Source organism: Rossellomorea sp. ABR4_004 (assembly GCF_056159585.1).
The window spans coordinates 360,666-387,185 of the sequence record NZ_JBSWVM010000003.1; the positions used below are offsets into that span (position 1 = coordinate 360,666).

24 protein-coding genes are annotated in these 26,520 nt (G+C 40.6%); 1 reads left to right on the forward strand and 23 read right to left on the reverse strand.

The genetic code is table 11. From position 1 onward, the window contains the following. Positions 1-41: 41 nt before the first annotated feature. The 23 genes from spoIIGA to ACXAF2_RS18920 all read right to left on the reverse strand — a co-directional run bounded on the left by spoIIGA (position 42) and on the right by ACXAF2_RS18920 (position 25,761). Positions 42-968, reverse strand: a complete 927-nt coding sequence (gene spoIIGA / locus ACXAF2_RS18810; RefSeq protein WP_475140946.1) for a sigma-E processing peptidase SpoIIGA — start codon at positions 966-968, stop codon at positions 42-44. A gap of 292 nt (positions 969-1,260) precedes the next feature. After that, positions 1,261-2,433, reverse strand: coding sequence for a cell division protein FtsZ (gene ftsZ / locus ACXAF2_RS18815; RefSeq protein ID WP_149155441.1), 1,173 nt, complete (start codon positions 2,431-2,433; stop codon positions 1,261-1,263). Positions 2,434-2,474: 41 nt separating this feature from the next. Next, the gene (gene ftsA, locus ACXAF2_RS18820) at positions 2,475-3,773 is read right to left on the reverse strand and encodes a cell division protein FtsA (RefSeq protein ID WP_148968668.1); all 1,299 of its coding nucleotides are present in this window, start codon (positions 3,771-3,773) and stop codon (positions 2,475-2,477) included. Positions 3,774-3,888: 115 nt separating this feature from the next. Further along, positions 3,889-4,251 (reverse strand): small basic family protein, encoded by a 363-nt coding sequence (locus ACXAF2_RS18825; protein WP_113968298.1) that lies wholly within the window; start codon positions 4,249-4,251, stop codon positions 3,889-3,891. Position 4,252: 1 nt separating this feature from the next. After that, positions 4,253-4,981 (reverse strand): DUF881 domain-containing protein, encoded by a 729-nt coding sequence (locus ACXAF2_RS18830; protein WP_475140948.1) that lies wholly within the window; start codon positions 4,979-4,981, stop codon positions 4,253-4,255. Positions 4,982-5,053: 72 nt separating this feature from the next. After that, positions 5,054-5,755 carry a DUF881 domain-containing protein gene (locus tag ACXAF2_RS18835; protein WP_475141295.1) on the reverse strand — a complete coding sequence of 234 codons (702 nt, stop codon included), beginning with the start codon at positions 5,753-5,755 and terminating at the stop codon, positions 5,054-5,056. After that, the gene (locus ACXAF2_RS18840) at positions 5,739-6,524 is read right to left on the reverse strand and encodes a cell division protein FtsQ/DivIB (protein WP_475140950.1); all 786 of its coding nucleotides are present in this window, start codon (positions 6,522-6,524) and stop codon (positions 5,739-5,741) included. Before ACXAF2_RS18840 ends, ACXAF2_RS18835 begins: the two co-directional genes overlap by 17 nt. Positions 6,525-7,186: 662 nt before the next feature. Further along, entirely contained in the window at positions 7,187-8,287 is a 1,101-nt protein-coding gene (gene spoVE, locus ACXAF2_RS18845) for a stage V sporulation protein E (protein ID WP_475140952.1), read from the reverse strand. 112 nt (positions 8,288-8,399) lie between these two features. Next, positions 8,400-9,749 carry a UDP-N-acetylmuramoyl-L-alanine--D-glutamate ligase gene (gene murD, locus ACXAF2_RS18850; RefSeq protein WP_475140953.1) on the reverse strand — a complete coding sequence of 450 codons (1,350 nt, stop codon included), beginning with the start codon at positions 9,747-9,749 and terminating at the stop codon, positions 8,400-8,402. After that, positions 9,750-10,724, reverse strand: coding sequence for a phospho-N-acetylmuramoyl-pentapeptide-transferase (gene mraY / locus ACXAF2_RS18855; RefSeq protein WP_475141297.1), 975 nt, complete (start codon positions 10,722-10,724; stop codon positions 9,750-9,752). It lies immediately after the preceding gene. A gap of 2 nt (positions 10,725-10,726) precedes the next feature. Continuing rightward, the gene (locus ACXAF2_RS18860; RefSeq protein WP_475140955.1) at positions 10,727-11,137 is read right to left on the reverse strand and encodes a hypothetical protein; all 411 of its coding nucleotides are present in this window, start codon (positions 11,135-11,137) and stop codon (positions 10,727-10,729) included. Positions 11,138-11,139: 2 nt separating this feature from the next. Beyond that, positions 11,140-12,600, reverse strand: a complete 1,461-nt coding sequence (locus tag ACXAF2_RS18865; RefSeq protein ID WP_475140957.1) for a UDP-N-acetylmuramoyl-L-alanyl-D-glutamate--2,6-diaminopimelate ligase — start codon at positions 12,598-12,600, stop codon at positions 11,140-11,142. 223 nt (positions 12,601-12,823) lie between these two features. Further along, on the reverse strand, positions 12,824-14,740 hold the full coding sequence (locus ACXAF2_RS18870; protein WP_475140959.1) for a stage V sporulation protein D: 1,917 nt from the start codon (positions 14,738-14,740) through the stop codon (positions 12,824-12,826). Positions 14,741-14,971: 231 nt separating this feature from the next. Beyond that, positions 14,972-17,173 (reverse strand): penicillin-binding protein, encoded by a 2,202-nt coding sequence (locus ACXAF2_RS18875; RefSeq protein ID WP_475140961.1) that lies wholly within the window; start codon positions 17,171-17,173, stop codon positions 14,972-14,974. Next, complete coding sequence (gene ftsL / locus ACXAF2_RS18880) at positions 17,173-17,541, reverse strand: cell division protein FtsL (protein WP_475140962.1); 369 nt, start codon at positions 17,539-17,541, stop codon at positions 17,173-17,175. The genes ACXAF2_RS18875 and ftsL overlap by 1 nt, the downstream gene beginning before the upstream one ends. 25 nt (positions 17,542-17,566) lie before the next feature. Continuing rightward, the gene (rsmH, locus tag ACXAF2_RS18885) at positions 17,567-18,502 is read right to left on the reverse strand and encodes a 16S rRNA (cytosine(1402)-N(4))-methyltransferase RsmH (RefSeq protein ID WP_475140964.1); all 936 of its coding nucleotides are present in this window, start codon (positions 18,500-18,502) and stop codon (positions 17,567-17,569) included. A gap of 38 nt (positions 18,503-18,540) precedes the next feature. Next, entirely contained in the window at positions 18,541-18,972 is a 432-nt protein-coding gene (mraZ, locus tag ACXAF2_RS18890) for a division/cell wall cluster transcriptional repressor MraZ (RefSeq protein ID WP_148968656.1), read from the reverse strand. A 251-nt stretch (positions 18,973-19,223) separates the two neighbouring features. Further along, positions 19,224-20,843 (reverse strand): bacillithiol biosynthesis cysteine-adding enzyme BshC, encoded by a 1,620-nt coding sequence (gene bshC, locus ACXAF2_RS18895; protein WP_475140966.1) that lies wholly within the window; start codon positions 20,841-20,843, stop codon positions 19,224-19,226. Positions 20,844-21,070: 227 nt separating this feature from the next. After that, positions 21,071-21,457: a DUF3397 domain-containing protein gene (locus ACXAF2_RS18900; protein WP_148968654.1), complete on the reverse strand. Its 387-nt coding sequence runs from the start codon at positions 21,455-21,457 to the stop codon at positions 21,071-21,073. Between the two features lies 1 nt (position 21,458). Next, positions 21,459-22,355 carry a 2-dehydropantoate 2-reductase gene (locus ACXAF2_RS18905; RefSeq protein ID WP_475140967.1) on the reverse strand — a complete coding sequence of 299 codons (897 nt, stop codon included), beginning with the start codon at positions 22,353-22,355 and terminating at the stop codon, positions 21,459-21,461. Positions 22,356-22,492: 137 nt separating this feature from the next. After that, positions 22,493-24,034 carry an acyl-CoA carboxylase subunit beta gene (locus ACXAF2_RS18910; protein WP_475140969.1) on the reverse strand — a complete coding sequence of 514 codons (1,542 nt, stop codon included), beginning with the start codon at positions 24,032-24,034 and terminating at the stop codon, positions 22,493-22,495. Between the two features lie 85 nt (positions 24,035-24,119). Continuing rightward, positions 24,120-24,335, reverse strand: a complete 216-nt coding sequence (locus ACXAF2_RS18915; protein WP_113968315.1) for a biotin/lipoyl-binding carrier protein — start codon at positions 24,333-24,335, stop codon at positions 24,120-24,122. Positions 24,336-24,411: 76 nt separating this feature from the next. Then, positions 24,412-25,761: an acetyl-CoA carboxylase biotin carboxylase subunit gene (locus ACXAF2_RS18920; RefSeq protein ID WP_475140971.1), complete on the reverse strand. Its 1,350-nt coding sequence runs from the start codon at positions 25,759-25,761 to the stop codon at positions 24,412-24,414. Positions 25,762-25,991: 230 nt separating this feature from the next. Between ACXAF2_RS18920 and ACXAF2_RS18925 the strand changes: the two genes are divergently transcribed. After that, positions 25,992-26,468: an N-acetyltransferase gene (locus tag ACXAF2_RS18925; RefSeq protein WP_475140973.1), complete on the forward strand. Its 477-nt coding sequence runs from the start codon at positions 25,992-25,994 to the stop codon at positions 26,466-26,468. The last annotated feature ends 52 nt before the right edge of the window (positions 26,469-26,520 follow it).

The following is a 26,520-nucleotide window of genomic DNA, read 5'->3' on the forward strand; positions in this document are numbered from 1 at the left end:
TTCTATTTCTTTAAATTGTGAGTATAGTAGTAATAATTGATTTAAGAAACGTTAAGTACCGGCTTTCGAGAAGCCATTTTTGGATGTACGATCGCTTGAAAATTTCCATCTGCTGAAAGTGGATCCTCTCTGAAGGCAATCAGTCCATTCGGGATCGCCCATTCTGATTCATGGTCCTTTAGGATAAGAGAATCAGGTTTTACAGCTGCTAGAAGTTGACTCTTTCTGCCCACCGATTGGGCGGGGACAATTCTCATCCTGTCAGACCAGCTTGTGTCGATATTTTTTTCTCCGAAGAAGATTTCATCAACATCGTGGCATAGTGCCCTCACTTCTTCTGGAATTACCCCCTCTATCTCAGCGATGGAGAGTATCATGACCGGACTTCGTGAGATGGGGTCTTGAAGTTGGTTACCACTGTCAACAAGACCGTTTACGGTACATTGAAAATCTTCAATTTTTATGCTTACTTTCAAAAGCTGATCATACTGAATCTTCACTTGCTCAATGCTATCCACTCTGCCCTTAGAAAAATACCAGGCAAGAGGCAGGGCGAGCATAACAAATACCCAGCTTATCGGATCTCCAAACCCACGGATGCTTGCTAGCAACATGGAGGATTCTGTACCAGGGTCGAAACTTATAAAATAATGAGTCCCAATTAATATCCCACCAGTAAAAAAAGTGACAAAATAGAACATTAGAAGATTTGATAAATAATAACGTAATCTTCTATATCCAAAAGCTGAATACACCATGATAATTGAAAATAATAATTTCATAAGAGGGTTTCCTATAAGAGTTGCATAAGGTGAAAATGCAAGGAGAATAATGATTGATCCTATCAAACTGCCAAGTCCAATTCTCCACAGGGCATATTGTCTTTTTAAGATGATGCCTGTTAACCATAATAAGAAAAAGTCTACTAACAGATTTAACAACCAGATGACATCCAGATATAAGGTCAATCTCTACCCTCCTTTTGAAACTTCACCCTGGTACAGCTATTTAAATTTCAAGATAGGAATGACTTATCAGAAGTATATCGTACATACCCTTTAAAAGGTTGTCATTTTTTGTATGCTTCAGAGGAAAACTTTTCAGAGATAATAACGAAATATGTCACTAAATTTATTCCTGATTTGAGGTATAAAAATTTCTTTGTGGAGGGGATGTTTGATTGGATGGATTAAAGAAAAAAAACAGCCCCAAAGGCATAAATGCCATTGGGGCTGTTTTACTTTTTTTACGGTCAAGCTATTATCGGCGGCGGTTACGGTTACGAAGGAAGGTTGGGATGTCCAGTGTTTCTTCCGCTCCCTGATTTTGATTGGAAGAGGTTCTCACCGGCTCTTGGTGTTGTGGCTCTTCGCGTTTAGGTTGTTCGCGCTTGATAGATTGGCTTGGACTTGGGTTTGGACTTTGATTTGGTTTCATTCCGCCAAATGTTGGTCGAGTTTGTTTTGGAGGTTGAATCACCTCTTCATTAAACCCGGTTGCAATAACGGTTACGACGATATCATCTTTTAAATCTTCATTAATTACGGAACCGAAAATCATGTTTACTTCTTGATCTGAAGCAGATGCTACAATGTCCGCAGCTTCTTGTACTTCATATAGACTTAAAGATGTACCACCTGTAATGTTCATCAATACACCTTGAGCTCCATCAATGGACGTCTCAAGTAATGGACTTGAAACGGCTTTTTTCGCGGCTTCCGTCGCACGATTCTCACCAGAAGCAGCACCGATGCCCATGAGTGCTGAACCTTTGTTAGACATGATTGTCTTTACGTCGGCAAAGTCAAGGTTAATAAGTCCAGGAGTTGCGATTAGATCTGAGATACCTTGGACACCTTGTCTTAATACGTTATCTGCCTCTCGGAATGCTTCAAGCATTGGCGTGCTCTTATCTACGATCTCAAGCAGACGATCGTTCGGAATAACGATAAGGGTATCTACTCCTTCTTTCATGGCAGCGATACCGCCGCTTGCTTGGTTTGAACGCTTTCTTCCTTCAAAGGTGAATGGTCGTGTCACAACACCAACCGTTAATGCTCCGATTTCTCGTGCAATTTGAGCGATTACCGGAGCTGCACCAGTACCGGTTCCTCCACCCATTCCAGCTGTAACGAAGACCATATCTGCTCCTCTTAGAGCTTCTTCGATCTGTTCTTTACTTTCTTCAGCAGCTTTTTTCCCCACTTCCGGATTGGCACCTGCTCCTAATCCTCTGGTTAATTTACCACCGATTTGCATTTTTATTTCAGCTTTTGATAGATTCAAAGCTTGTGCATCTGTATTTACAGCGATAAATTCAACACCCTGTACACCATGCTCGATCATGCGGTTTACAGCGTTGTTACCTCCACCACCGACACCGATAACTTTTATTGTCGCTAAAGAATCTAAATTTGTATCAAACTCCAACATGACAAATCCTCCTAACTCGTCGAATCTATGGATTCCTTTATTTATTCAAAGAAGTATCCAAAGAACTTTTTCACTTTTGACATGGCCTTTTCATCTTCATGTTCTTCTTCTTTTACCTTCGCTGGCTTTGGCTTTTTATTAGCTGGTTTCGATTGTCGCTTCTCAGCAGCCTCTACAGGCACTGGTTCTGCACTAACAGATCTTCCTTGTAATCTAGCATTCTTTTGAGCGTATTTAATCAAACCTACTGCAGTCGTATACTGAGGTTCCCTAACTCCAATATAATCAGGGATTGCCACCCGCACACGATTTTGGAAAACGATTTGTGCTAATTCTAACACACCTGGAAGATTTGCTACACCACCAGTCAACACATATCCACCTGGCAGGTCCCTGATTCCCATTCGTTTCAGCTCATGGCTAATGAGGTCTAATATCTCTTCCAGCCTTGCTTCTATGATATCAGAAATTTCTAATTGATTAAATTGCTGGTGTTGATCACTACCAATAATTGGCACGCTGAACACTTCATCTTCTGATGCATGGTCATAATAAGCATGTCCATATTTTGTTTTGATTTTCTCTGCATCGTCCGTTGAGGTTCTTAATCCAATCGATAAATCTTTAGTAATATGTTCTCCCCCTACAGGCAGTACAGTTGTTGCTTTAAGGTGACCTTGCTCAAAAACCGCTATCGTTGTAGAACCGCCGCCAATATCGATCAACGCAGCACCAAGGTTCTTCTCATCCTTTGACAAAGCAACTGAACCAGCTGCAAGAGGTTGAAGAACGATATCGACAATTTCAAGTCCGGCCTTTTCTACACACCGGAGAGTATTATGTAAAATCGTCTTAGATCCCGTAATGATGGTGCCTTCCATTTCCAATCGAACACCAATCATACCCCGGGGATCTGTAATCTCGTCCAATCCATCAACAATGAATTGTCTTGGGATTACATTGATGATTTCTCTTTCTGGAGGAATAGAAACAACCTGTGCTGCATCCATCACTCTTAGAACATCTTCATCGCCGATTTCCCGATTATCACTTGATACTGCCACTACACCATGACAGGATTGAAGCGACACATGGTTGCCGGTAATACCCACGATGACCTGGCTTATAGATAAACCGACCATCCTTTCCGCTTGTTCAACTGCTTTCTTAATTGTATGAACAGTTTCGTCTATATCTACGATGGAACCTTTTCTGATTCCTTCTGAGTTCACATTTCCCACACCGATAATGTTTAAGGAATCATTTGTCATTTCACCAATGATTACTTTTACTGTGGATGTACCGATGTCTAGGCTAACGTAAATTTCATTGCTGTTCACTCTATGGCACCTCCTTAAAGAATGTTTATTTGGAACAACAACCCTAGAAAAACACTATTCTAAGTATATCTTATTAAGATATTCGTCGTAACAAAAACGATTCCCTTTTAAAATTCTAATTTTTTTCTCTTTTTTCTTGATTATTTGACCAATTGCTAATAAGTATTCGTCTAATCACTGCAATGTTCTGGAATAATCTCACTCCAAAAGCAAATACAGCCGCCAGATATAAGTCTACACCAAGATGTACGCCTAGAAAAGCTAAACTTGCTGCTAGTAAAATATTAAAAAAGAATCCAGAAACAAAGACCTTATCATCATAAATATTTTGGAGGTGGGCACGAATGCCGCCAAATAATGTATCCAATGCTGCCAGGACGGCGATCGATAAATAATTCGAGTATTCATCTGGAATTCTAATATCTGTAAGAAGCCCCAATACGACCCCTACCAGCAACCCTAAAAGGGGTAGCCACATATTACCCGTTCCCTCCTCTTTCCTTCACCGGTTCCATTAAACGGACCCGGATGGTATCTTCATATGGTGGAACCACCACTTTTTCTAAAGGCTTAGAAATTGAGACTCGAAGATTATCGATAAAGAAGTCCTCAACAGACTGTGATACCTGCATCCGGTTATACAACCCTTTTGCAGTGTCCAAGTCTTTGGTCAATACTCTCACTTCGAATGGGATTTTTTTAATTGAATATCCATCCACCTTGGTTTCTCCATTAATATCGCGAATGACCGAGGTATTGATTAAGCGATGACCATCAATGGAAATATCCATTGCATCATATCGATTCAGTTCATTTACCAGTCTTTCCAACAGTTCCGGTGATATATTTTGGACTTTTTCACCTAGAAGGATTTCTTCCATGGCAGGTTCAATCGTTAAAATGACACCAGGTCCTGTTTTCTCGGTCAAACCTGCTTCTGTTTTCAATTCCTCTAACGTTTGTTTCAACGCGCGTTCTGGACTCGACTGCTGTTCTGTCTTATACTGTTCCAACTTTGCTTCAACTGAACGCATTTCTGCATAGAGATTGGAATTGACCTCTTTTTCTTTTAATAACGCATTTCGTAGTTCCCAAATATCTCGTGTATCCCGGACAACAGGTTCTTTGACTGTTTGGAACTGTATAGCAATCATAAACCCGATAATAATCGTAATAATGGTAAAACTTATTTTTAATTTGTTGTCCATTCATTGCACCTTACTTTCACGTCTAACCCTTACTTGGTAAAAGTCCTAATCATTCTGTGGGCAATTCATTGCTTATGATTCACTTATGCTTGGTTCTAAAAGTACCTCATTCTTTTTTTCCAGTTTAAAAATGATATTATCATTTACAAGCTGGTCTTTAACGCCGCCCGTGATATTCATGGCTGATGAGAGTACCTCCTGATCTCCGATAGCGGTAATTTCAAACGGAGCGGGATATTCGATTCCATCAATTTGAATAACGGGACCGTTACACAGTATGTATGAATCATGCTTCAGCCTTTGTCCATTTATCGCTACGACAGAAGCCCCCGCAATATATAATTCATTGATCACCTTAAAGACATGGTGTTCATGAACAATATAATTATTGGCGTTTTCCTCATTGGAATCGTAGTCAGCGTCTGATAATGTCACGTTTATCCCAGGTCCCTTCACTTTCGTTTTGCCCAGGTACATTCGATACTTCTCCGCATCTTCTGCCAGGTTAAAATATATTTGTTTCTCTTTAGAGAATTCCTTCTCCATGTTGACGACCTTTTCCTGTTTCTCATAGAGTTCTTCTTGCAGATTATTATTTTTCTGCTGATACTCAAGGATTTGATCTCTCAATGCTTCTTCCTGTTTCCACTGACCATTCGTTCGATTCCCAAGTTCCGCTTGTTCTGTGTTAGCCAGACTAAATGAAAAAGCAAGGATGAAACCTAACACCAGACAAACAAGAGAGAGGATTACATGCTTACCTCTCACCCTCATCCTCTTCATCGCTTTGTTCACCTTCCGTTTCATATGCTCTGAAATAAGAACCTACTTCTAAATCAATGACACCTTTTACTGAAGGATCCAATTGACTGACAATAGAAGGATAATGCACCATTTTTTCTGAAAAGGTCCGGATGGTGGCACTGACTTCGAATCCATCATTCATGAATAGGGTCAAGTGATATTGATCTGTCTTCTTTGGAACCAGGTTAATCTCAGATATGAGGTGCTGAACTTCTTTCGGAAGCTCCCCTAATTCTTCTACCATTTTCACTAGGACCTTATCTTCCTCGAAACCTCTGAGTAAAGGAGCATCAACCGGTATTGATTCAGTACCTTTATCCAGGACGTTCCCATTCTCTAATATGACAAAGAATTTATTATCTTTCGATAGGTATGCCTTTTTATCATATTCTTGGATGCGTATTTCATAGGAATTCGGAAAGGACATTTTTACCGTTGCATTTTTTACTTCAGGAAGCTCCTTTAATTGTTTCACGGTTTTATCTTTGTTTACACTCCACAAATTCATGCCGCTGTCAATTCCACTTTTCTGAAGAACCGCCTCATTTGAAACAAGCTCATTCCCGTGAACCACCACTTCTTTCACATGGCTTAAAGGTGATTGAAAATAGACCACCGATAGGATCATGAGTAAGAACAAAGAAAGTAAAAACAGCAGTCTGCGATTTGCTTTCTTTTTTCTGTGTTGTTTTAATTTAGGAATACGATCTTCAAGGGAAACAACATTTTCTTTTTTCATTTCGTTCTCCTCAATTTCACTTTGTATTCATTAAGTCATGAATAAGAAATTCTCACCACGTCTTATAATGAAAGTACTCTTTACATTGGGATACCTTACATTCTATATGAAGGCAGCAAATGTTAAAAGAGGAACAGAACGTTATTTTCTGCCATATGACATAATGTTGAACGAGAAACCATTTTGGTAGAGTAGAAGGATGGATATTCGGAATTTGTTATCAGGTCGCTGATCAAAATAATTCAGCATTTCCTAAGATATATTGTCCATACAGCTTTTCGTATATGTACGTCCATCCGTTTTCAGAAAGAAGCCATCCTATTTATTACACTCTTGTACTCTATTTTAAACACCAATTTCCACATAATGAAGGTATGTCATTGAATTGTAAAAGATTTGGTTAACAAAAGTAATAAACTCTCCTTTATTTTGAAAAGGTCTGATCATAATGCATTACGTATATGTAATTAATTGTAACATCTCACCAATGAATATCCTATTGTTATTTCAATAAAAACAAGGAATTTCAGCGTTTTTTCTTTATTCAAAAAGAGACTGACCATAAAAACAGAGGAAGGCATGAATGATGAGTTCCTGACTATCAGGCTTCTCTTCATTCACTTCTTCCGAGCTGTTTCACAGTCAATCTCTTTGTTCAGTCCTTACCGTCTCGTATAGCGGCTAATATTCAGCAGCACTCCGACAGCCATTAGCATGAGGGTCAATGAGGATCCCCCATAGCTGAGAAAGGGAAGTGTGATGCCCGTGACCGGCATGAGGCCGGTTACCACCCCTACATTGATCATCACTTGGATCGCAATCATTGAAACGATCCCTAATGCCAGAAAGCTTCCGAATAAGTCAGGAGCCCCTAGTGCAATTCTGATTCCTCTCCATAGTATCAAAGAAAACAGAAGCAGGACTAGAGTTCCCCCTATAAAACCGAGCTCTTCTGCTAAAATCGCAAAAATAAAATCGTTTTGTGGTTCTGGCAAATAGAAGAACTTCTGCCTGCTTTGTCCCAGTCCCAATCCAAATAATCCTCCCGGGCCGATTGCATATAGGGACTGAATGATTTGGAAGCCACTATTCAATGGATCCTCCCATGGGTCTAGAAAGGACGTTATCCGTGCAATGCGATAAGGTGCAGATATAACAAGTCCAATGAATCCGACTAATCCAACCATCCCTAGACCGACAAAATGCATGACCCTCGCTCCTGCAATAAAGATCATCACTACTGAAGTACCAACCATGACAGTACCCGTACCAAGATCCGGTTGTAGCATGATCATCCCAAAAGCAGCGAACACTAAGAGAAGCGCCGGCAGGACTCCTTTTCTAAAGGAAGTAATAAACTTTTGGTTTTCCGATAAATACTTTGAGAGAAACGCAATCATGGCAAGTTTCATAAATTCTGAAGGCTGAATGGAAAACGCCCCTACTCCTATCCAGCTCCTGGAACCATTCCTTAAAACCCCAATACCCGGGATTAACACCAGTACAAGAAGGACAAAGCAAATGATGATGATGATTTTCGCCCAATTTTTCCAGGTCCAATACTCTACATTCATGATGAAAAACATAGCGAATAACCCTACTCCCGCAAAGAGCACTTGCCTTTTGGCAAAGAAAAAGGAGTCATCGAATTTGTAGTCCGCCCATACAGCGCTTGCGCTGTATACCATAATCAGTCCAATCGCAAGTAAAGTGAGTGTAACCATAATGAGGATAAAATCGGGAGTCGATTTTTTTAAAGGCAATCTTAAACACCTCGAATAGACAAATTTTGAGCCGTTCGAGCAAGAAAACTACTTATCTTGGATTGGTATACTGGTTGTAAAAGTACGGATGCTCTTCATGGACAAGCCCTTATTAAAGCTTATGCACCGCTTCAATAAAAATGTCACCACGTTCTTCAAAAGTTCGATATTGATCCCAACTTGCACATGCCGGGGATAGTAAAACAACATCTCCCTCTTCGGCATGTTCATATGCAACAGGAACTGCCTTTTCAACATTATCGACAGGAATAATGGATTGTATCCCTGCCTTTTCCCCTGTTTTCAAGAACTTCTCAGACGTTTCCCCGAAGGTGATCAACGTTTTTACATTCTTCAAGTATGGAATCAGGTCATCGAAATCATTTCCACGGTCCAAGCCGCCAGCAAGCAGGATCGTAGGACCCCTAAACGCATGAAGAGCACTTTTCGTTGCCAGGCTATTCGTTGCTTTTGAATCATTATAAAACTTTACACCCTTCACTTCCCGGACAAATTGCGTTCTATGCTTCACCCCTGTAAAAGAGCCAAGGACCCTCTTAATATTTTCATTTGGCACTCCATAGATCTTACATGCGGCAACCGCACAAAGGATATTTTCCAGGTTATGTGCACCTGGTAATACAATTGAATCAACTTCGACGATCAACTCATCTTTGAAATAGACGGACCCGCTTTTAATATAGGCCCCTTCCGCTACTTCTTTCTTCGTTGAAAATGGAATCAATTGCGCTTTTGTAAAGGCAACTGAATCTATAACATGCTCTTGATCAGCATTAAAGATGAGATAATCATGTGCTGTTTGATTTTTCGTTATATTGGATTTCGCCTTCCAATAATCATCCAGGTTTCCATGGTAATCGAGATGTGCATCATATAAATTCGTGATGATGGCAATATGAGGAGCAAATTCTTCAATGCCCATCAGCTGGAAAGAGGAGAGCTCAACTACCATTTTTTCATTCTCTTTCGCTCCCTGGGCTACTTCAGAAGCGACCGTTCCGATATTTCCTGCAATAAGAGGCTTTTGGCCGGCCTCTTCAAGCATTTCAAACAGAAGTGTCGTCGTCGTGGTTTTTCCATTTGTACCTGTAATCCCAATCATTTCTGCCTCAGAAATCAAATAAGCAAGCTCTACTTCTGTCAGAACGGGTATGTTCTTTTCGATTGCTTTCTTAATTAATGGGTTATGATAGGGTATTCCTGGATTCTTTATCACATACTGAAATCCTTCATCAAGAAGTTCGATGGGATGACTTCCGCAAATCACTTTTATACCTTCCTGAAGAAGCCCCTGAGCTTCCGGGTTTTCAGCCAGGGGCTTTTGATCGTTCACCGTTACAAATGCTTCTAACTTATGTAGGAGAGAGGCAGCACTTACCCCACTTTTTGCTAAACCTAACACTAGAACTTTTTTATGTTTGAACTTCGTTATCTTCTTCAATTATAACCACACCTCAATATAGATTCCTAAAACGGCAAATAGCAAACCAACGGTCCAAAACGTTACAACAACACGCCACTCAGACCAACCGACTAACTCATAATGGTGGTGCAGGGGGCTCATTTTAAAGATTCGCTTCCCTGTTGTCTTAAATGATGCGACCTGTAATATGACGGATAGTGTCTCGATGACAAATACCCCACCAATAAGTATTAAGATGATTTCCAATTTGGTTAAAATGGCAATCGTCGCGATCGCTCCACCTAATGCCAATGACCCAGTATCCCCCATAAATACTTTAGCCGGATGGGCGTTGAATACTAGAAATCCGAGTACAGCCCCGACTACTGCCACTCCGAAAATCGCGACATCATACTGGGATTGATTCCAGGCTAAAACAGCTAGTGCACCGAATGCAATGGCGCTGGTTCCTGATACCAATCCATCTAAACCATCTGTTAAATTGACAGCATTTGAAAATCCTACAAGCCAAAAGATAATGAATAAACAATAAAACCACCCTAATTCAAATGAATAATCCGTTAACGGGATCGAAACTGTAGTCGGAAAGTCATTTTGCTTAAAGATGAGATAAAAAATGACAGAAATGACAATCTGACCGAATAGTTTTTGCTTGGATGTCAGTCCTAAGTTCCTCTTCATTACTACTTTGATAAAGTCATCAAGGAAGCCTAGTAACCCAAAACCGACCGTCACAAGAATCATTAAATAGGTTTCAGGACCAGGCTCTGAATATTTACCAGTCATGACAAATGTAGTAATCACGATGGAGAGCAGGAACACAATTCCACCCATTGTAGGTGTGCCTGTCTTTTTTTGGTGGGACTGAGGGCCTTCGTCACGGATACTCTGCCCAAACTTCAATCTTCTCAGGAAAGGGATAAAAACGGGGGCAAGCAATACTGTTATGAGAAATGCCATAATGATTGTAAAAAAGATCACTTGTTCCATCATCATTATTCCCCTCCCTTTCCGTTATTGGATTCGTTCAATGGTACGTCTGTTGTTTGATTTCGTTCAGATTCGCTGTTAAAAATAAACTTCGTCATAATTTCCCACTTTTCTTGATTGTAATTTTGTTTGTAATCCTCTAGTAAGTCAGTGTAAGCTTTATAAACATCTTCAACCATAAATAATGGAAAGTGGTTTGGAACAAATGAAGGTACTTCTTTATTCTTTGGCCAAAGTGAAGCAATCGCTCCTAAATCGATACTTTCCAAAAGGTTTATTTCACCACCAAAAGGGACATATAGTCCCTTCTCCATTCCCATATTAGTTGAATTTGAAACTACTAGAAACGTCAAGCCTGGCAGATGTATTCCTGATGTTTCAGGAAATAATTTCTTAACATCATCATAAATGAGCATTCTTACATCCCCTTTATGATTTGTCTCGCCACTTCACGGTCATCGAAATCGTATACGTTGTTTCCTATAATTTGATAGGCTTCATGACCTTTCCCCGCGATCAGGACGATATCGTCAGCTTTGGCAAAGCTTAAAGCCTTTTTAATTGCTTCTTTCCTGTCAACTATTAATTGATACTGTTTGCCGACCACTCCAGATTCCATATCCTTGAGTATGCTATCAGGATCCTCCGTTCTTGGGTTATCAGAGGTGAAGATAGCAAAGTCCCCGTATTCGCAGGCAATCTCTGCCATTATTGGCCGTTTAATCTTATCACGGTCTCCTCCACACCCGACCACCACAATAACTTTTCCCTTGGTAATGGACTGTATGGTCTCTAATACATTTTTTAGACCATCTGGAGTGTGTGCGTAATCAACGATAACCGAGAAGGGCTGGCCTTCAGAGATCGTTTCAAACCGGCCCCTTACTCCATTTGCCCTCTCCAGGCTCTTTACACTGTCCTCGATGGGTATACCTGCCGCACTAGCTGTTGCAATCGCAGCCAAAGCGTTATATACATTAAATTGCCCCGCTAAATTCAATACCATCTCTCGTTCTCCAAATGGTGAAACGAGAGTAAAAGCGGACTCTGTTGCTTTCAGGACAATATTTCTGGCATAGAAGTCAGCAGAAGGAGACAGACCATATGTAAATACATGCGCTGCCGTTGCTCTAATAAAAAAATCAGCTGCTTCATCGTCTTTATTAATGATGGCGTATTTAGGAGATTTCTTAAAATAAGTATTCCCTAATTGGGAAAACAATAAGCCTTTTGCATTTCGGTAATCGTCCATGGATTTGTGATAATCCAGATGATCCTGAGTCAGGTTTGTAAACACGGCAATATCATAGTCACAGCCGTGAACCCGGCCCTGATGTAACGCATGTGAAGAGACTTCCATGATCGCACTTCGTACCCCTTTATCGCAAAACTGTTTGAACGTTTGTTGGAGCGTTAAGCTGTCGGGAGTCGTATTATGACTGACTTGTAACTCATCCCCCACTTTTATGTGCATTGTACCGATTAAACCGGTCTTCACTCCACAATGTGTAAGCACCTGGTCAATCAGATGGGTGGTCGTGGTTTTCCCATTTGTGCCTGTCACCCCTATCAACAAAAGCTGATGGGAGGGCTGCTTATAAAAGTAGTCGGCAAGAATGGCCATTGCTTTCTTCGTATCCGGAACGATAATAACCGGCACGTTTGCTTCTATGCTCCTCTCAGCGAGGATCGCAGCTGCACCGCGCTTCTCTGCCAGGGGGGCGAGTGAATGGCTATCAACCTCTAATCCGTTAATACAGATAAATAGATCACCATTTTTAACTTTTTTATGATGGTTAGCGATGTTTGAAATAGCTGGATTCCCTTCACCCTCTACTGAGAAAAACGGCAGTACCTCCAGCAAAGTGTGCAATCTCATCTTTTCAACTCCTCACAGGTAGAAAGCAACCTTTTTATATTTTACAAAAAAATGCGAATGAAAGCTATAAACCTTTTAACTTAGTTCGTTATGATTATGAAAAAATGGCAGTCTGCCACATTAATTAAAGAAAAACGGGGCTCCCCCTTACGGATATAAAGCCCCCGGCATAAATGAAAAGTATATCACAAATACACAATCATGTTGACTTTCTTCCCTTAAATCATTCCGAAAGATACACCCTCACTTTTGAACCTTGCTTGATCTTCACACCCGGATCAGGAGATTGACTAACCACTTTATCTCCACTTCCGCTTACATCCAGATCAAGATTTACTAACTGCTCTTGTAACTCTTTTTTCGATAACCCAACTAAGTCAGGGGTTTCAATCAATGGAATATCGGTCCACGTCATCTCTTTCTCAATTTGACCTTTACGTTTCGGTACTCCCATTGCTTCTAGACTATCGCCTATGATACTACCTCCAATTGGGGCCGCTACGACTCCACCGAATTGAATGGTGCCTTTCGGGTTATCAACAGCAACGTACACGACAATTTCAGGATCATCCGCAGGCGCTATTCCCATAAAGGATACGATGTGATTGTTTTCTAAGTATTTACCATCCTTTGCTTTTTGAGCGGTTCCCGTTTTCCCGCCTACCCGATATCCATCTACAAAAGCTTTCTTACCGCTCCCTTTCGCTACAACACTTTCCAATGCCTCACGAATCTGTTTTGATGTTTCTTCTGAAATGACCCTCTTCTTCATTTGAGGTGTCTTTCTCATCACCACTTCTCCAGTTGAAGGGTCAATCAACTCCTTAGCAATATACGGTTGATACAGTATTCCTCCATTGACGGCTGCTGATACAGCCGCTACCTGTTGAATCGGAGTGACCGCAACCCCCTGGCCGAAAGCGGTCGTAGCTTGTTCTACAGGACCGACCCGATCAAGATTAAAGAGAATCCCCTTCCCCTCTCCTTGAAGATCAATGCCGGTCTTTTGTCCAAAACCAAAGTCATTAATATAACTGAATAGTTTTTCTTTCCCTAATCTTTCCCCTAACTCGACAAATCCCGGGTTACATGAATTTTGGACCACTTCCAAAAACGTTTGGGTTCCATGTCCTCCCCTTTTCCAACAATGAAGGGTGGATCCGGCAACTTCGACATGACCAGGATCATGGAATTTTTCTTTATAAAGATCCACCTTATTTTCCTCCAACGCTGCAGCGAGAGTAATGATCTTAAACGTTGAACCGGGTTCATAGGTGCTCCAAATCGGTAAATTCCGGTTATAGATTTCCTGTGGTACATTGCGGAAATTCGCCGGATCAAATGTCGGTCTGCTTGACATCGCCAATATCTCGCCATTCTTAGGATTCATGGCAATGGCGATGATCCCATCGGGGTTGTAAGTCGCTTGAGCAATATCCAGTTCACGCTCCACGATGGTCTGAACTTTCGTATCAATCGTAAGCTTTAAATCAAGGCCGTTTTCCGGTTTCTCAAAATCATCTGCCATATCAGGCATTCGCTTCCCTTTTGCGTCGGAGAAAAATTTCACATATCCTTTATCCCCACTAAGCTCCTCATCATATGAAAGTTCAAGTCCCATCAGGCCCTGATTATCAATTCCTGCGAATCCAAGAACATGTGATAAATAACTGCCATATGGATAATAACGTTTAGAATCTTCGCCTAAGTAAACGCCTTTTAAATTCAGGTCCCTGACCTCTTTCGCTTTTTCATAGGAAATCTTTCTCGCTTCTTTGATCAACACCATACTGTCTCTCTGTGTAACATATTTATATGCAGATTCTACTGAAATATTAAGAACAGCTGCCAGTTTATCCGCCGTTCCCTGAGGGTCAGTAATTTGTCTCGGAACGACAAATATCGTTGGGGCACTTTGGTTTCCAGCTAGTTCTACCCCATTTCGGTCTACTATTTTCCCTCTCTCCGGTTGAAAGGGGATATTTCGACTCCAGGAGTCCTTTGCTAAACCCGTAAGCCAGTCCCCTTTAAAAAACTGAACATACCCCAGTCTTATATCAATAATGGAGAAAATCAGGACTCCTACTACAAGCGCTACTGCTAATCTTTTCCTTACCGTTACATTGGATACTCTTTTCACTAATGGAACCTCCCCTTCTATGGCTCGTTCCATTATATGCTTGGACTTATTTGGGTATGTTCGAAATTCATGAAAGGATGAGGAAGACGTTATCATTCACGTCAATTCTCTCGATCGGTTCCATAAGAAAAGGGCGACTTTGATGTGAATGGCACTCATACCTAAATCGGTTCAAAGAAATCGATCCAGGTGATCTCGAGTGAGTCACATACAAAAGTCAGCCCTGTTTATTTAATTCAATGGTGGTTCTTCCGTATTCTCATCTTCATCTTGCCGTACTTGTTCTTCCGGAGTACTAAAATTAACCACTAGAGGCTCTTCTTTTTCCACAGGAACCCCCGGTTGAATATTTTGACTGACGGCAAAGCCATTTCCAACCATATTGATCTTCAGACCTGCAAGATTTGCCACTTTAAAGACATCCCTTACTGACCATCCCTTCATATCCGGAATCGTGATGTCTCCATCGGTTTTGATGACAACTCTTTCCCCTTGCAATATATCACTGCCTGCTTGAGGCAATTGCTTTACTATCTCAGACCCATTACCAACCACTACAGGTGAAGCACCTGTTGCCTCCAGAGCTTTCTTTGCTTCATCTATGCTCATTTTTTTCGTATCTGGAAGCGTCAACTTTTTCAAGCTCACTTTTTCCTGCGGCTTTATGTTTAAGTATTTTAAGCTATTCTGCATAACAGGTCTAAAAATAGCCGAGACTGGGTCAGAACCTATTTCACTCATCTCTAACTCAGGTTGTTGAACACCAACATAAACAATTAACTCAGGATCTTCAATTGGAGCCATACCCATGAATGAAAAAAGATAGTTTTCTTTTCCTCTCATGTACTGACCTGTTTCTGGATCAGGAATCTGACCAGAGCCCGACTTTCCTCCAACACGATAACCTTCAATCGCGAATCTCGTGCCTGTACCATTTTCAGATGTGACTGTTGTTTCAAGGTATTCTCTCGTCTTTTCAGCTGTTTCTTTAGAGATGGGTTTCCCTGCAACTTCGGGTTTTGTTTCTTTGATTACTTCCTTTGAATTCGGGTCAACTATTTTAGAGATCACATAAGGTTTCATCATTTCTCCATCATTCGCAATGGCAGATTCTGCTTGAATCATTTGAAGTGGTGTAACGGTCGTACCCTGACCAAAAATGGTCGTGTATTTTTCAATTGGATAATGATAAAGAATAGATCCAGATGCCTCATTCGGTAATCCGACATCGGTTGCTTTTCCAAACCCAAACTCATGTAAGTAATCTTCGTATTTCTTGAAACCGATTTTATCTAAAAGGTTCGCAAAGGCTACATTGGAAGACCTTTGAACCCCTTCTAAATAGGAAATCGTTCCCCAACCTTCCCCACCATTATGATCCCTGATAGGATTAGGGACATTTTCAACATAATATTTACCTGATTCAAACAGTTCATTGGGATTGAACTTACCTTCATTCACGGCTGCTGCCAATGAAAAGGACTTCATTGTAGAGCCGGGTTCGTAAGTATCCTCAACGATGATATTAGTCCAGTTGTCCAATAAACCGTCTCTCGAATCCGGGTGGAATGTAGGTCTCTGTGACATTGCTAGAATCTTCCCGGTTTTCGGGTCTGATACTATTGCAAACATTTTTTTAGGTTTATATTTTTTCTGTACTTCATTCATTGCTTCTTCTAAAAACGTTTGAATTTTTTTATCAATTGTTAAATAGATGTCATCTCCATCCTGAGGAGGGGTAACATGCTCATCGGCATTCGGTAATAAATATCCCCAAACATCACTCTTATACTCCACCGAGCCGTCCTTACCGCTTAACACATCATCAAAGCTTGCTTCCACACCCATTTTTCCTACTGTTTTGGAATCACCGTTATCCTCAGTGGTTTTTTGTGCGAATCCAATTAGATGAGGCGCAAAGGAGCCATTAGGATAAAATCGCTTTGCTTCCTTCCTGAATGTGATACCAGGTATGTTTTCTTCTTTAATCTCGAGCATCATTTGATGGGACAGGTCTCTACCAGCAGAGCCAAATTCCACCTGATACTTTCCATCTTGATTGAGACGTTCATATATTTCACTTTCTTTTAAATCAAGATACGGAGCCAGAGCCTTTGCTGTTTTCTCCGGATCTGTCACATGCTTGGGCTTTTTAGGATCACTCGTGATGCTCGGATCTAGAATGGCCACGAGTGTATAGGCTGAAGTATCCTCGGCAATGACTTCACCTTTCCCGTCAAAAATTGTACCCCTGTGAGCTTCTAAAATGTGACTTTTTATATATTTTTTTGCCGCTTGTGATGCCAGGACCTTACCTTCAGCTTCACCGGTGACCTGAATCGTGACAAAGCGAACCATTAATACAAAAAAGAGCAAGCCGAAAATCCCGAAAAGGATGGCTGCCCCTATGTTCATGCTTGGTCTTTTTTTCATTATTGTTCAACAACCTTAACGTTCTTTTCTTTCAAGTTAAGTCCAAGCTCTTTTGCTTTTTCAAGAATACGCTCATACGTACTAAGCTCACTAACTTGAAGTTTAAGATCATTATTTGCCTTTTCCTGTTTTTCGATGGTTGATTCAACGTGCTGGACTTCTTTATTCACATCATAGATGGCAGCTTGTGTTGTCACAATCTGAACCGCTAAGAAGCAAAATACAGCTGCGAAAATGGCAACAAGGATTTTTTCCCCAGGTGTGATGACGGATCTTCTCTCATCACTAAGGCGCTTGGGCTTGGCTTGAACGGATTGATTGGTTTTCTCAACTTTTTGCTGCTCGTACTTTCTGGCTAAGTTACTCAAAATTCTCCCTCCTGTTTCCTTCTATTTATATATTTTTTTCTGCGATTCTTAATTTAGCTGACCTAGCGCGATTATTTTCTTCTAATTCGTCATCACTAGGCAGGATCGGTTTTCTTGTTACAAGCTTCAGTTCTGCTTCATAACCTTCAGGAATAATCGGTAATCCTGGAGGCAGGTCAGGTCCTGATGCCTTCTCTTTGAACATCGTTTTGCAAATGCGATCTTCTAGGGAATGGAAAGTAATCACACTCACCCTTCCTCCCTTATGAAGAAGCTCTATCGCTTGTTCAAGTGAATCTTCAAAGGCTCCCAGTTCATCATTCACGGCAATTCGTATGGCTTGGAAGACTCTCTTAGCAGGATGACCGCCTTTTCGCCTTGCAGGTGCAGGGATACCATCCTTAATGAGCTCAACAAGTTCACCCGTTGTTTCAATCGCCTTTACATCACGTGCTGCTTCAATTTTTCTCGCGATTTGCTTAGAGAACTTTTCTTCTCCATATCGATAAAAAATCCGAACCAAATCTTCAAACGACCAATGATTTACCACATCATAAGCAGTTACTTCACCTTGCAAGTCCATTCTCATGTCGAGTGGAGCATCATGGTGATAACTGAAACCTCTTTCGGGAGTATCCAGTTGAGGCGATGACACACCCAGGTCGTATAAAATCCCATCCACACTATGTACTCCGAGTTGTTCAAGTTCTTCTTTTATATTTCTGAAGTTAGATTGAACGAATGTAACTCTATCCTGATAGGATGAAAGCTTTTCTTTTGCGTGGTTGATGGCTGTTTCATCCTGATCGAAGCAATACAGATGCCCCTCCGGTGATAACTGGCTCACAAGATACTCGCTGTGCCCTGCTCCACCCAGAGTACAATCTACATAGACTCCATCTTCTTTAATATTCAGGCCATCCACCGTTTCTTTTAATAATACAGTTGTATGTTTAAACATGTTGAATTCACCTTTCCAATCGAACGTTTTGTGGAGGGTTAAATATCAAACCCTACCATATTCTCTGCAAGCTCAGCAAATGAATCTTCAGACTGTGTGAAATAGTCTTCCCATAATGATTTACTCCAAATCTCAATTCGATTGGAAACTCCTAAAATAATGCATTCTTTATCTAATTGTGCATAATTCACAAGTGTAGCAGGAATATTCACTCTACCCGTCTTATCTAATTCGCTCTCGGTTGCTCCAGAGAAGAAGAATCGTGTGAAGGCACGGGCATCTTTCTTTGTCAGTGGTAGGGCTTTGAGCTTGTCTTCAAGAGCTCGCCACTCATCCATGGGATAACCAAATAAACATTGATCCAACCCTCGGGTAATGACAAATGAATCTCCGAGGTGATCACGGAACTTGGCAGGTACGATTAATCGGCCTTTATTATCAATGTTGTGTTGATATTCGCCCATGAACATATGCACTGCCCCCACTTTCTATCACAAATGTACCACATCCTCCCACTTTTCTCCACTCTTTTCTATATTCTTTACTTGCAAAATATTTCCTCTATTTTTCATTAGTGTTTTTCTCTCTTTTCCAGACATTTTTTCACAGGTGAAATTTGTCTTTATAGAACGTAAAAAGGACCTAATTCGCAATATAAAGCGAATTAGGTCCTTTTATTTTTTTAACTTGTCGAGACTATTAATACCGTACTTGTCTTCAATTAGATATATACCACTTTGTGAGTCCCATCAAATGTGAATTCAAGAAGCGTCAGGTCCTTTACAAAATCAGGTCCGTATTTGTTTAAAAAATAAAGGACATTCCACGTTCTTTCCTGAGGGCCTTCATTTGGTCTGATGCTGTTTTCCACCTTCATGAATTGGTTAAAGGTTAATGAATTTTTATCCTTCAAGGCTTTGTCCACTTTGTTGCGCAGATAATCGAATTGACTCAAGTGAAATTCAAGATTCTTATCAATGATCGGATGTAATCCTTTATCAATACTGACTGCCTGTTCGCGAATCTTTTTATATTTACGCTGCAGCTCTTCCTGGATTCCCTTCATTTCAAGCTCTAAATCCGGGCGCTCGAGGGATTTCCAAAATGCATTACGAGCTGTAGAAACTCCTTCTGTAATCACTCCATGCAGAGTCAATTGAAGATCTTGGATTCTCTTATCTATTTCTCGTTCCACTATTGTTAAATTTAACCTCGGAACAACCGGAGGCATTTTCAAGTCCACATATTCAAAGGCTTTTTTCAATTCACCCCAATAGGCAATTTCACCAGGACCGGCCACAAATGCAAGTGTTGGAAATAACCATTCTTGCATCATAGGCCTGGTGACAACGTTATTGCTGAAAGATTCTGGACTTTCATCCAGGATGGATAGCAATTCAAGACTGGAATATGCTTTACCGCTATTCTTCTCAAAGAACTTATTCCCTTCTCTTTCTAACAAAGCACGTTCATCCTGAAGTTGGATAAAGAGATTGGCGGCTATAGGGGAAATGTCCAATTGAGTTCCATACCCTTTGTTCCGGATTTCTTCTTGTTGCTCAAGCACCTTATCTGTGATGGACTGACTGTTCTCAATCAAATGGCGAAAGTGTCTTGATTCAAGCTTCCTTAATAATGGAGAGGCAGAATCGATGACCAATAAGCCGAAGTCTTTGAATAAACTCATCACAAAATGAGCAAAGAAGCGAACAATGTCCTCTTTTTCTTCAATCATTTTAGTAAGGTCAGATGACAACTGATTTGTATGTTCTGTTTCTCCCAGCATCACCAATATGTCATGGAGCCATTCCTTCATTACTGTTTTATTATACGTAATATGAGAGGTCATTTTCTTTTCTACTACTCTCTCCGGATATCCGACCTTTTCAAGCTTCGATCCTTTTTCTACGTATATATGATTCACTTCTTGATAATCGTGATCTTCACCCGCAATCCAAAAAACAGGTACAACAGGATGGTTTAACTCGGCTTCCTGTCGTCTGGCTAGTTGAATGACCGAAATGATTTTATGTATTGTGTAGAGTGGACCAGTCAATAGACCGGCCTGTTGCCCAGCGATGACGGTTACAGCATCGTTTCTCAATTTCCCCAACGATTCTTCTACCTTTTCAGATGACGGCAATGACTTCATATAAGAAGCTATACATTCTGCAAGATCCTCTCTTTCAAACTGGCGAGAAGCTAAATCTTTCATCCGATCAGAATAAACAGAAGAACTGTTTACGTTATAGTGAAAAAAAGAAGTGACTGGCTCTTCTTGTTTTAAATATTGAGAGGCGAATTTATTTATTGCTGGAATGTTTAAGCTTTCCACTTCCATTTGAATGACTCCTTTTCTAGCTCTTTATATCCTAACGATGAGTATATCATTCTCCATTAAGAAAAGGAAAAAACTTGCCTGTTGTTTTTAAATCGCTCTTTTCGAAAAGATGGTTAAAACATAAGATATGCCATGGCTCTGTCAATTAGTGTGTACTAGATGGTGAGCGGAAATCAACTTTTACTATCTTCTATAAAATTGCAACAAACTTTACGAAAAAAGACTATCTAATACAAATCAAGAATGCGAAGGATAAGTCCTGTGATCATTAGTGTTATGTAAGCTGTAAAGAATAAGAGAAAGTTCAGTCGCCAGAAACCTCTCAGCACCTTAGGGTAGTGAATCTCCCCCTTTGCTTTCCAATACATGATGGCAAATAGAACTCCAATGGAGCAAATGATAAGGAAGATCAGCCATAGGTAAGAGGTTTGCCAAATGGCAATGACGATGAAGTGAACTGAGACGATTAATAGAAAAGTTGTTACATCGATGGCCAGATGGACGGCTTTCCGATGGTTTTTCATGATCTCTTTCGCTAGAATGAAACTGATGAAATATCCCAAAAATGGAATTAATACAAATATGGCAATGATGGTCGAAAAAATCGAAGCCATTTTATCCCCCCAGACCTTCTCTTTCAATCCCTTTAACTAATCTGTATACTACATTCATGATGGGTACAAAATGGTGTTCTTTTTGTGCCTTTTCCAGAAGAACTCCTAAGATAGACTCTATTTCTGTTTTTCTTTCAGCTTCTATGTCTTTTAACATGGAAGACCTGTTTTGGTATGTATTTTTGCATATTTCCTCCACCCCTTCAAAGGAAATAATACTTTCCATATGAGGAAATAGGAGAAGCATTTCTTGGAATAAGTCCCTCTGTAATTGATGCAGATGTTGGTTTTCAACCAGCTTTCCGTTCCTTACCCGTGCCAAAGCCGTCAGGGGGTTAATGAGTACATTGACGAATAACTTAGTTAGGAGCATTTCCTCAAAGTCTTGTTTTAATAAAAATGGAAAAGAAGCAATACTCTGTGATACTAATTCTTCTACAACTCCCCATTCTCCTTTAATTAAAGCAAGATTTGTCTTTGCTTCTCCCAAATGATGGAGCTCGTGGTCGTTTTCTTTCAGAGCGCCATGCTCTACGGAACCCGCTAGTATATTGTGGTGGGGCAAAGATGTCACCCATTCCAAATGCCCGATTCCATTCTGAAGAAATAATAGTGGTTGATTCATATCCATAAGTACCAACACATCTTCAAGAGGTTTCAAATCATATTCCTTCACTGCCACAATGACGAAGTCAAAATTCATGGAAACTTCTGTAAGAAGGGCCGAGTGGACTCGGGTTGTGAATGAAGAGTCTCCTTTATGTACAGTTATACCGTTCCTTAACAAGCTTTGAACATGCGCCTCTCTCCTTACAATAAGTGTGACATCAAACTTTTGGCCCAAATAACCCGCAAATAAAAGCCCAACTGCTCCTCCTCCAACAATTCCTATCTTCATATTGGCTCCTTACTCGTACATATTTTTAAGAATAGTTTACCAAATTTTCGGCAACTAGAAAACCATAGGCTAAAAGAATCATCCTTTACTCGAAAGAAAAGACCCGTCCCAAAGGAACGAGCCATACTTAACATTGTTTAAACAGGATACACGGGATGTTTTCTTTCACTAAATTGAACATCTTTGGTTTCATAGAGTTTATAACGTTGGATTAATACCGAGCGCAACTCATTCGGAGCTGTAATTTCATCTACAATTAATTCCGATGCCAATTTATAAATATCGATATGCTCTTTATATTCCTTCTGTTTTTCTTGAACATATTGAATTCTCTCTTTTGGATCTTCAATAGCTTGTATCTTATTTGAATAAACCGCATTTACGGCTGCTTCAGGTCCCATTACAGCAATTTGGGCTGTAGGGAGGGCAATACAAACATCCGGATCAAAAGCTGGACCTGCCATTGCATATAGACCGGCGCCGTATGCTTTTCTTACAATGACAGATATCTTCGTAACCGTTGCAGAGCTCATGGCAGCTATCAACTTTGCTCCATGGCGAATGATCCCGGCTCTCTCCACTTTTGTCCCAATCATAAACCCGGGCACATCAGCCAGGAATAACAACGGAATATGGAAGGCATCACATAACTGTATGAATTTCGCCCCTTTGTCTGCAGAATCATGGAAAAGGACTCCTCCCTTTACCTTTGGCTGATTAGCAATGATCCCGACGACTTTACCATCCATGCGCCCGAAGCCGGTGATTAATTCAGGAGCGAAAAGTTTTTTCATTTCAAAGAAACTTCCTTCATCAATTAATGTATCGATGCAATCGTACATATTAAAAGGTGCATTTTGATGTTCCGGGATGATGTCTTCTAGCAGCTTCTCATGCTTAGGAGCAAGACCTTCCTTAACGGCAGGCTTGTGCTGATAATTCGCTGGGAAATAACTTAAATATCTCTTCGCTTCTTCAATCGCTTCCTCTTCAGATGCTGCAAGAAGATCGCCACATCCACTGACAGAGCAGTGCATTCTTGCACCACCCATTTCTTCAAGCGTTACTTTTTCACCGATCACCTTCTCTGCCATTCTAGGAGAACCAAGGTACATAGACGCATTTCCATCAACCATGATCACTATGTCACAAAAAGCAGGGATATACGCTCCACCTGCTGCTGAAGGACCAAAAAGAACACAAATTTGTGGAACCATTCCTGACATCTTCACTTGATTGTGAAAGATCTTACCAGCCCCACGTCGATTAGGGAACATATCCAACTGATCGGTAATACGAGCTCCGGCTGAATCAACTAAATAAAAGATTGGCACTTTTAAATTCAGTGCGGTTTCTTGAATCCGAATGATTTTCTCTACGGTTCTCGCTCCCCATGATCCAGCTTTAACTGTGGAATCATTGGCCATAACACAAACAGTCTGGCCTCCAACCTTTCCAATGGCCGTTACGACTCCATCCGCCGGCAGATCGTCGGCCTTATTGTTTGCAAACATGCCATCTTCTTGATAATCCCCATTATCAAATAATTGTTGAAGTCGATCACGAACAAACATCTTTTTCTGTTCTTTCAACTTCTCATGATATTTAGGCAGACCACCCGAAGTAATCCTTTCTCTCGTTTGTTCGAGAGTGTTGATGATCGTTTTAGATGTCGACATAATATCCCCTCCGTCGTTTTATGTAAATGCGTAAACTAGTCAGAGATGAACACACCATCTCTGACTAAATGTCTGCATACTCGAGTTAACCTTCAATAACGAGTAATACATCCCCTTCATTGACAAAATCCCCTACACTCACTTTAATTTCAGAAACCTTACCTCCCGTTTCAGCTTCAACAGGGATTTCCATTTTCATCGATTCAAGCATTAGGACAGTATCTCCAACAGACACTTCCCCACCTTGTTCTACCAGTACATTTAAAACCGTTCCTGCCATTGATGATGTAATTTCCTTCATGATTGATTCCTCCAGTTTGTTCTCTTTTAGTTGAATTCTTTTCAGATACTAGCATAACGTCCTGCATATATTGTTCTTACGTTTGGTTGGCCTTTAAAAAGTCCTGAAGCCATTTCGTTGTATACGTTCCTTCAATAAATCCTCTATTTTCAATGATATTCTTGAAAAGAGAGACATTTGTTTTAACTCCTTCAATGGTTACCCCTTCAAAGAAGACCTTGGCTTTATGTAACGCGTCCTCACGGTCATTTCCATTGATGATGCATTTAGAAATCATCGGATCATAGAAAGGAGTGACTTTATTCCCTTCGTCATAACCGCTATCTATTCGAACATCATCCCCTTTCCCCCATCGCAAGGTCGTTAGCTGACCTGGAGAAGGGTAAAAAGTCTTTGGATCCTCAGCATATACCCTGAACTCAATTGCATGACCGTTTACATGGATTTCCTCCTGTTTGCATAGAGGAAGAGGCTCACCAGAAGCTACCAAAAGCTGCCACTTCACTAAATCCAACCCCGTGATGGTTTCAGTGACCGGATGTTCCACTTGAAGTCGAGTATTCATTTCAAGAAAATAATAATTTTCCTTATCATCAACGATGAACTCCACTGTTCCAGCATTCGTATAGTCAACTGCTTTACCAGCTTGGATAGCAGACGCGAACATTTTCTCCTTCGTCGCTTGAGAAAGGCCTGGGGAAGGTGATTCTTCTATCACTTTTTGGTTTCTTCTTTGCACAGAGCAATTACGCTCAAAAAGATGCACCAAATTCCCATGATGATCTCCAAAGATTTGTACTTCAACGTGTCTCGCATTTTCAATACATTTCTCAAGAAAGACTTCCTCTTTCCCGAAATAGGCTTTAGCACGGTTTTTAGTAGAATCGAAGCTTTGAACGAGCGCTTGCTCATTTTCACAGCGAATCATACCGATCCCGCCACCACCGCCGCTTGCTTTCAACATAACAGGATAACCGATTTCAATTGCTACGCTCTTGGCAGCATCCAGGGATTCAACCCCACCATCACTTCCAGGCACGACTGGTACGGACGCATCTTGCATCACCCTTCTAGCCTCTACCTTGTCGCCCATCTTTTCGATGATATCATGAGCAGGTCCAATAAAGGTGATGCCTTCTTCTGCAACTCTTCTGGCAAAGTCCGCATTTTCTGATAGGAGACCGTATCCGGGATGGATCCCATCCACTTTTTCCTTTTTCGCAACTTCGAGTATATTGTCCACTAACAGGTATGAGCGGTTCACTTGTGATTCACCTATGCGGTGAGCGATATCCGCTTCTTTAACAAAGGGCATATCCTGATCTGCATCGGAATAAACCGCGACTGTTTGAATGTTTAATTGTTTACAGGTTTTCATTATTCTTGATGCTATTTCTCCCCTATTTGCAATTAGAATCTTCTGCACAATCTCTCCCCTTTCTTTATAGAACACATCTGTTCATATTACGAATTCTACAAAAATCGTCGAATTCCTTCTTCTTTATTGTAAACGTTTTCTTAATTAAGTGCAGAATTTTTTGTTTATTTGTTATATAATAATAATAAATACTTGCTTGATCAAACGATCAGCTGTAAACGGATACATGATTCATCATGTTTTCCAGATTTATTTTTAGCATTTTAGGAGGTCATACGATGGCAGTGAAAGTGGAGAAATTAAAAGTAAACTATAAAACTCTCGAAGAGTTTAAGAAATTTAAAGAATATGGTGTACAGGAACTATCCATGCTCGAAGATTTGCAAGCAAACATTATTGAAAACGATAGCGAATCACCATTTTATGGGATTTACTTTGGCGATACGCTGGTTGCCAGAATGAGTTTGTACCAGCGCAATGCCCGATTTGATCAGTACTTCGATCCTCCGCAAAATTACTTGGAGCTATGGAAGCTTGAAGTATTACCAAAATATCAATACAAAAGCTATGGAAAAATGCTGGTAGAATTCGCAAAAAGCTTTGGTTTACCTATTAAAACAAATTCCCGTATCAGATCACAGGGATTCTGGGAGAAAATGGGCTTCGAAGCCGTAACATACGAGGTGGAAAGAGATTTAGGCGAAAATCCATACGTATGGTTCCCTGAAGGTGTCACAGAACAGAAAATCAGCTAATACAGAACCAAAAAAAGGCTTGCTAAAGATATTCTTTTAGCAAGCCTATTTT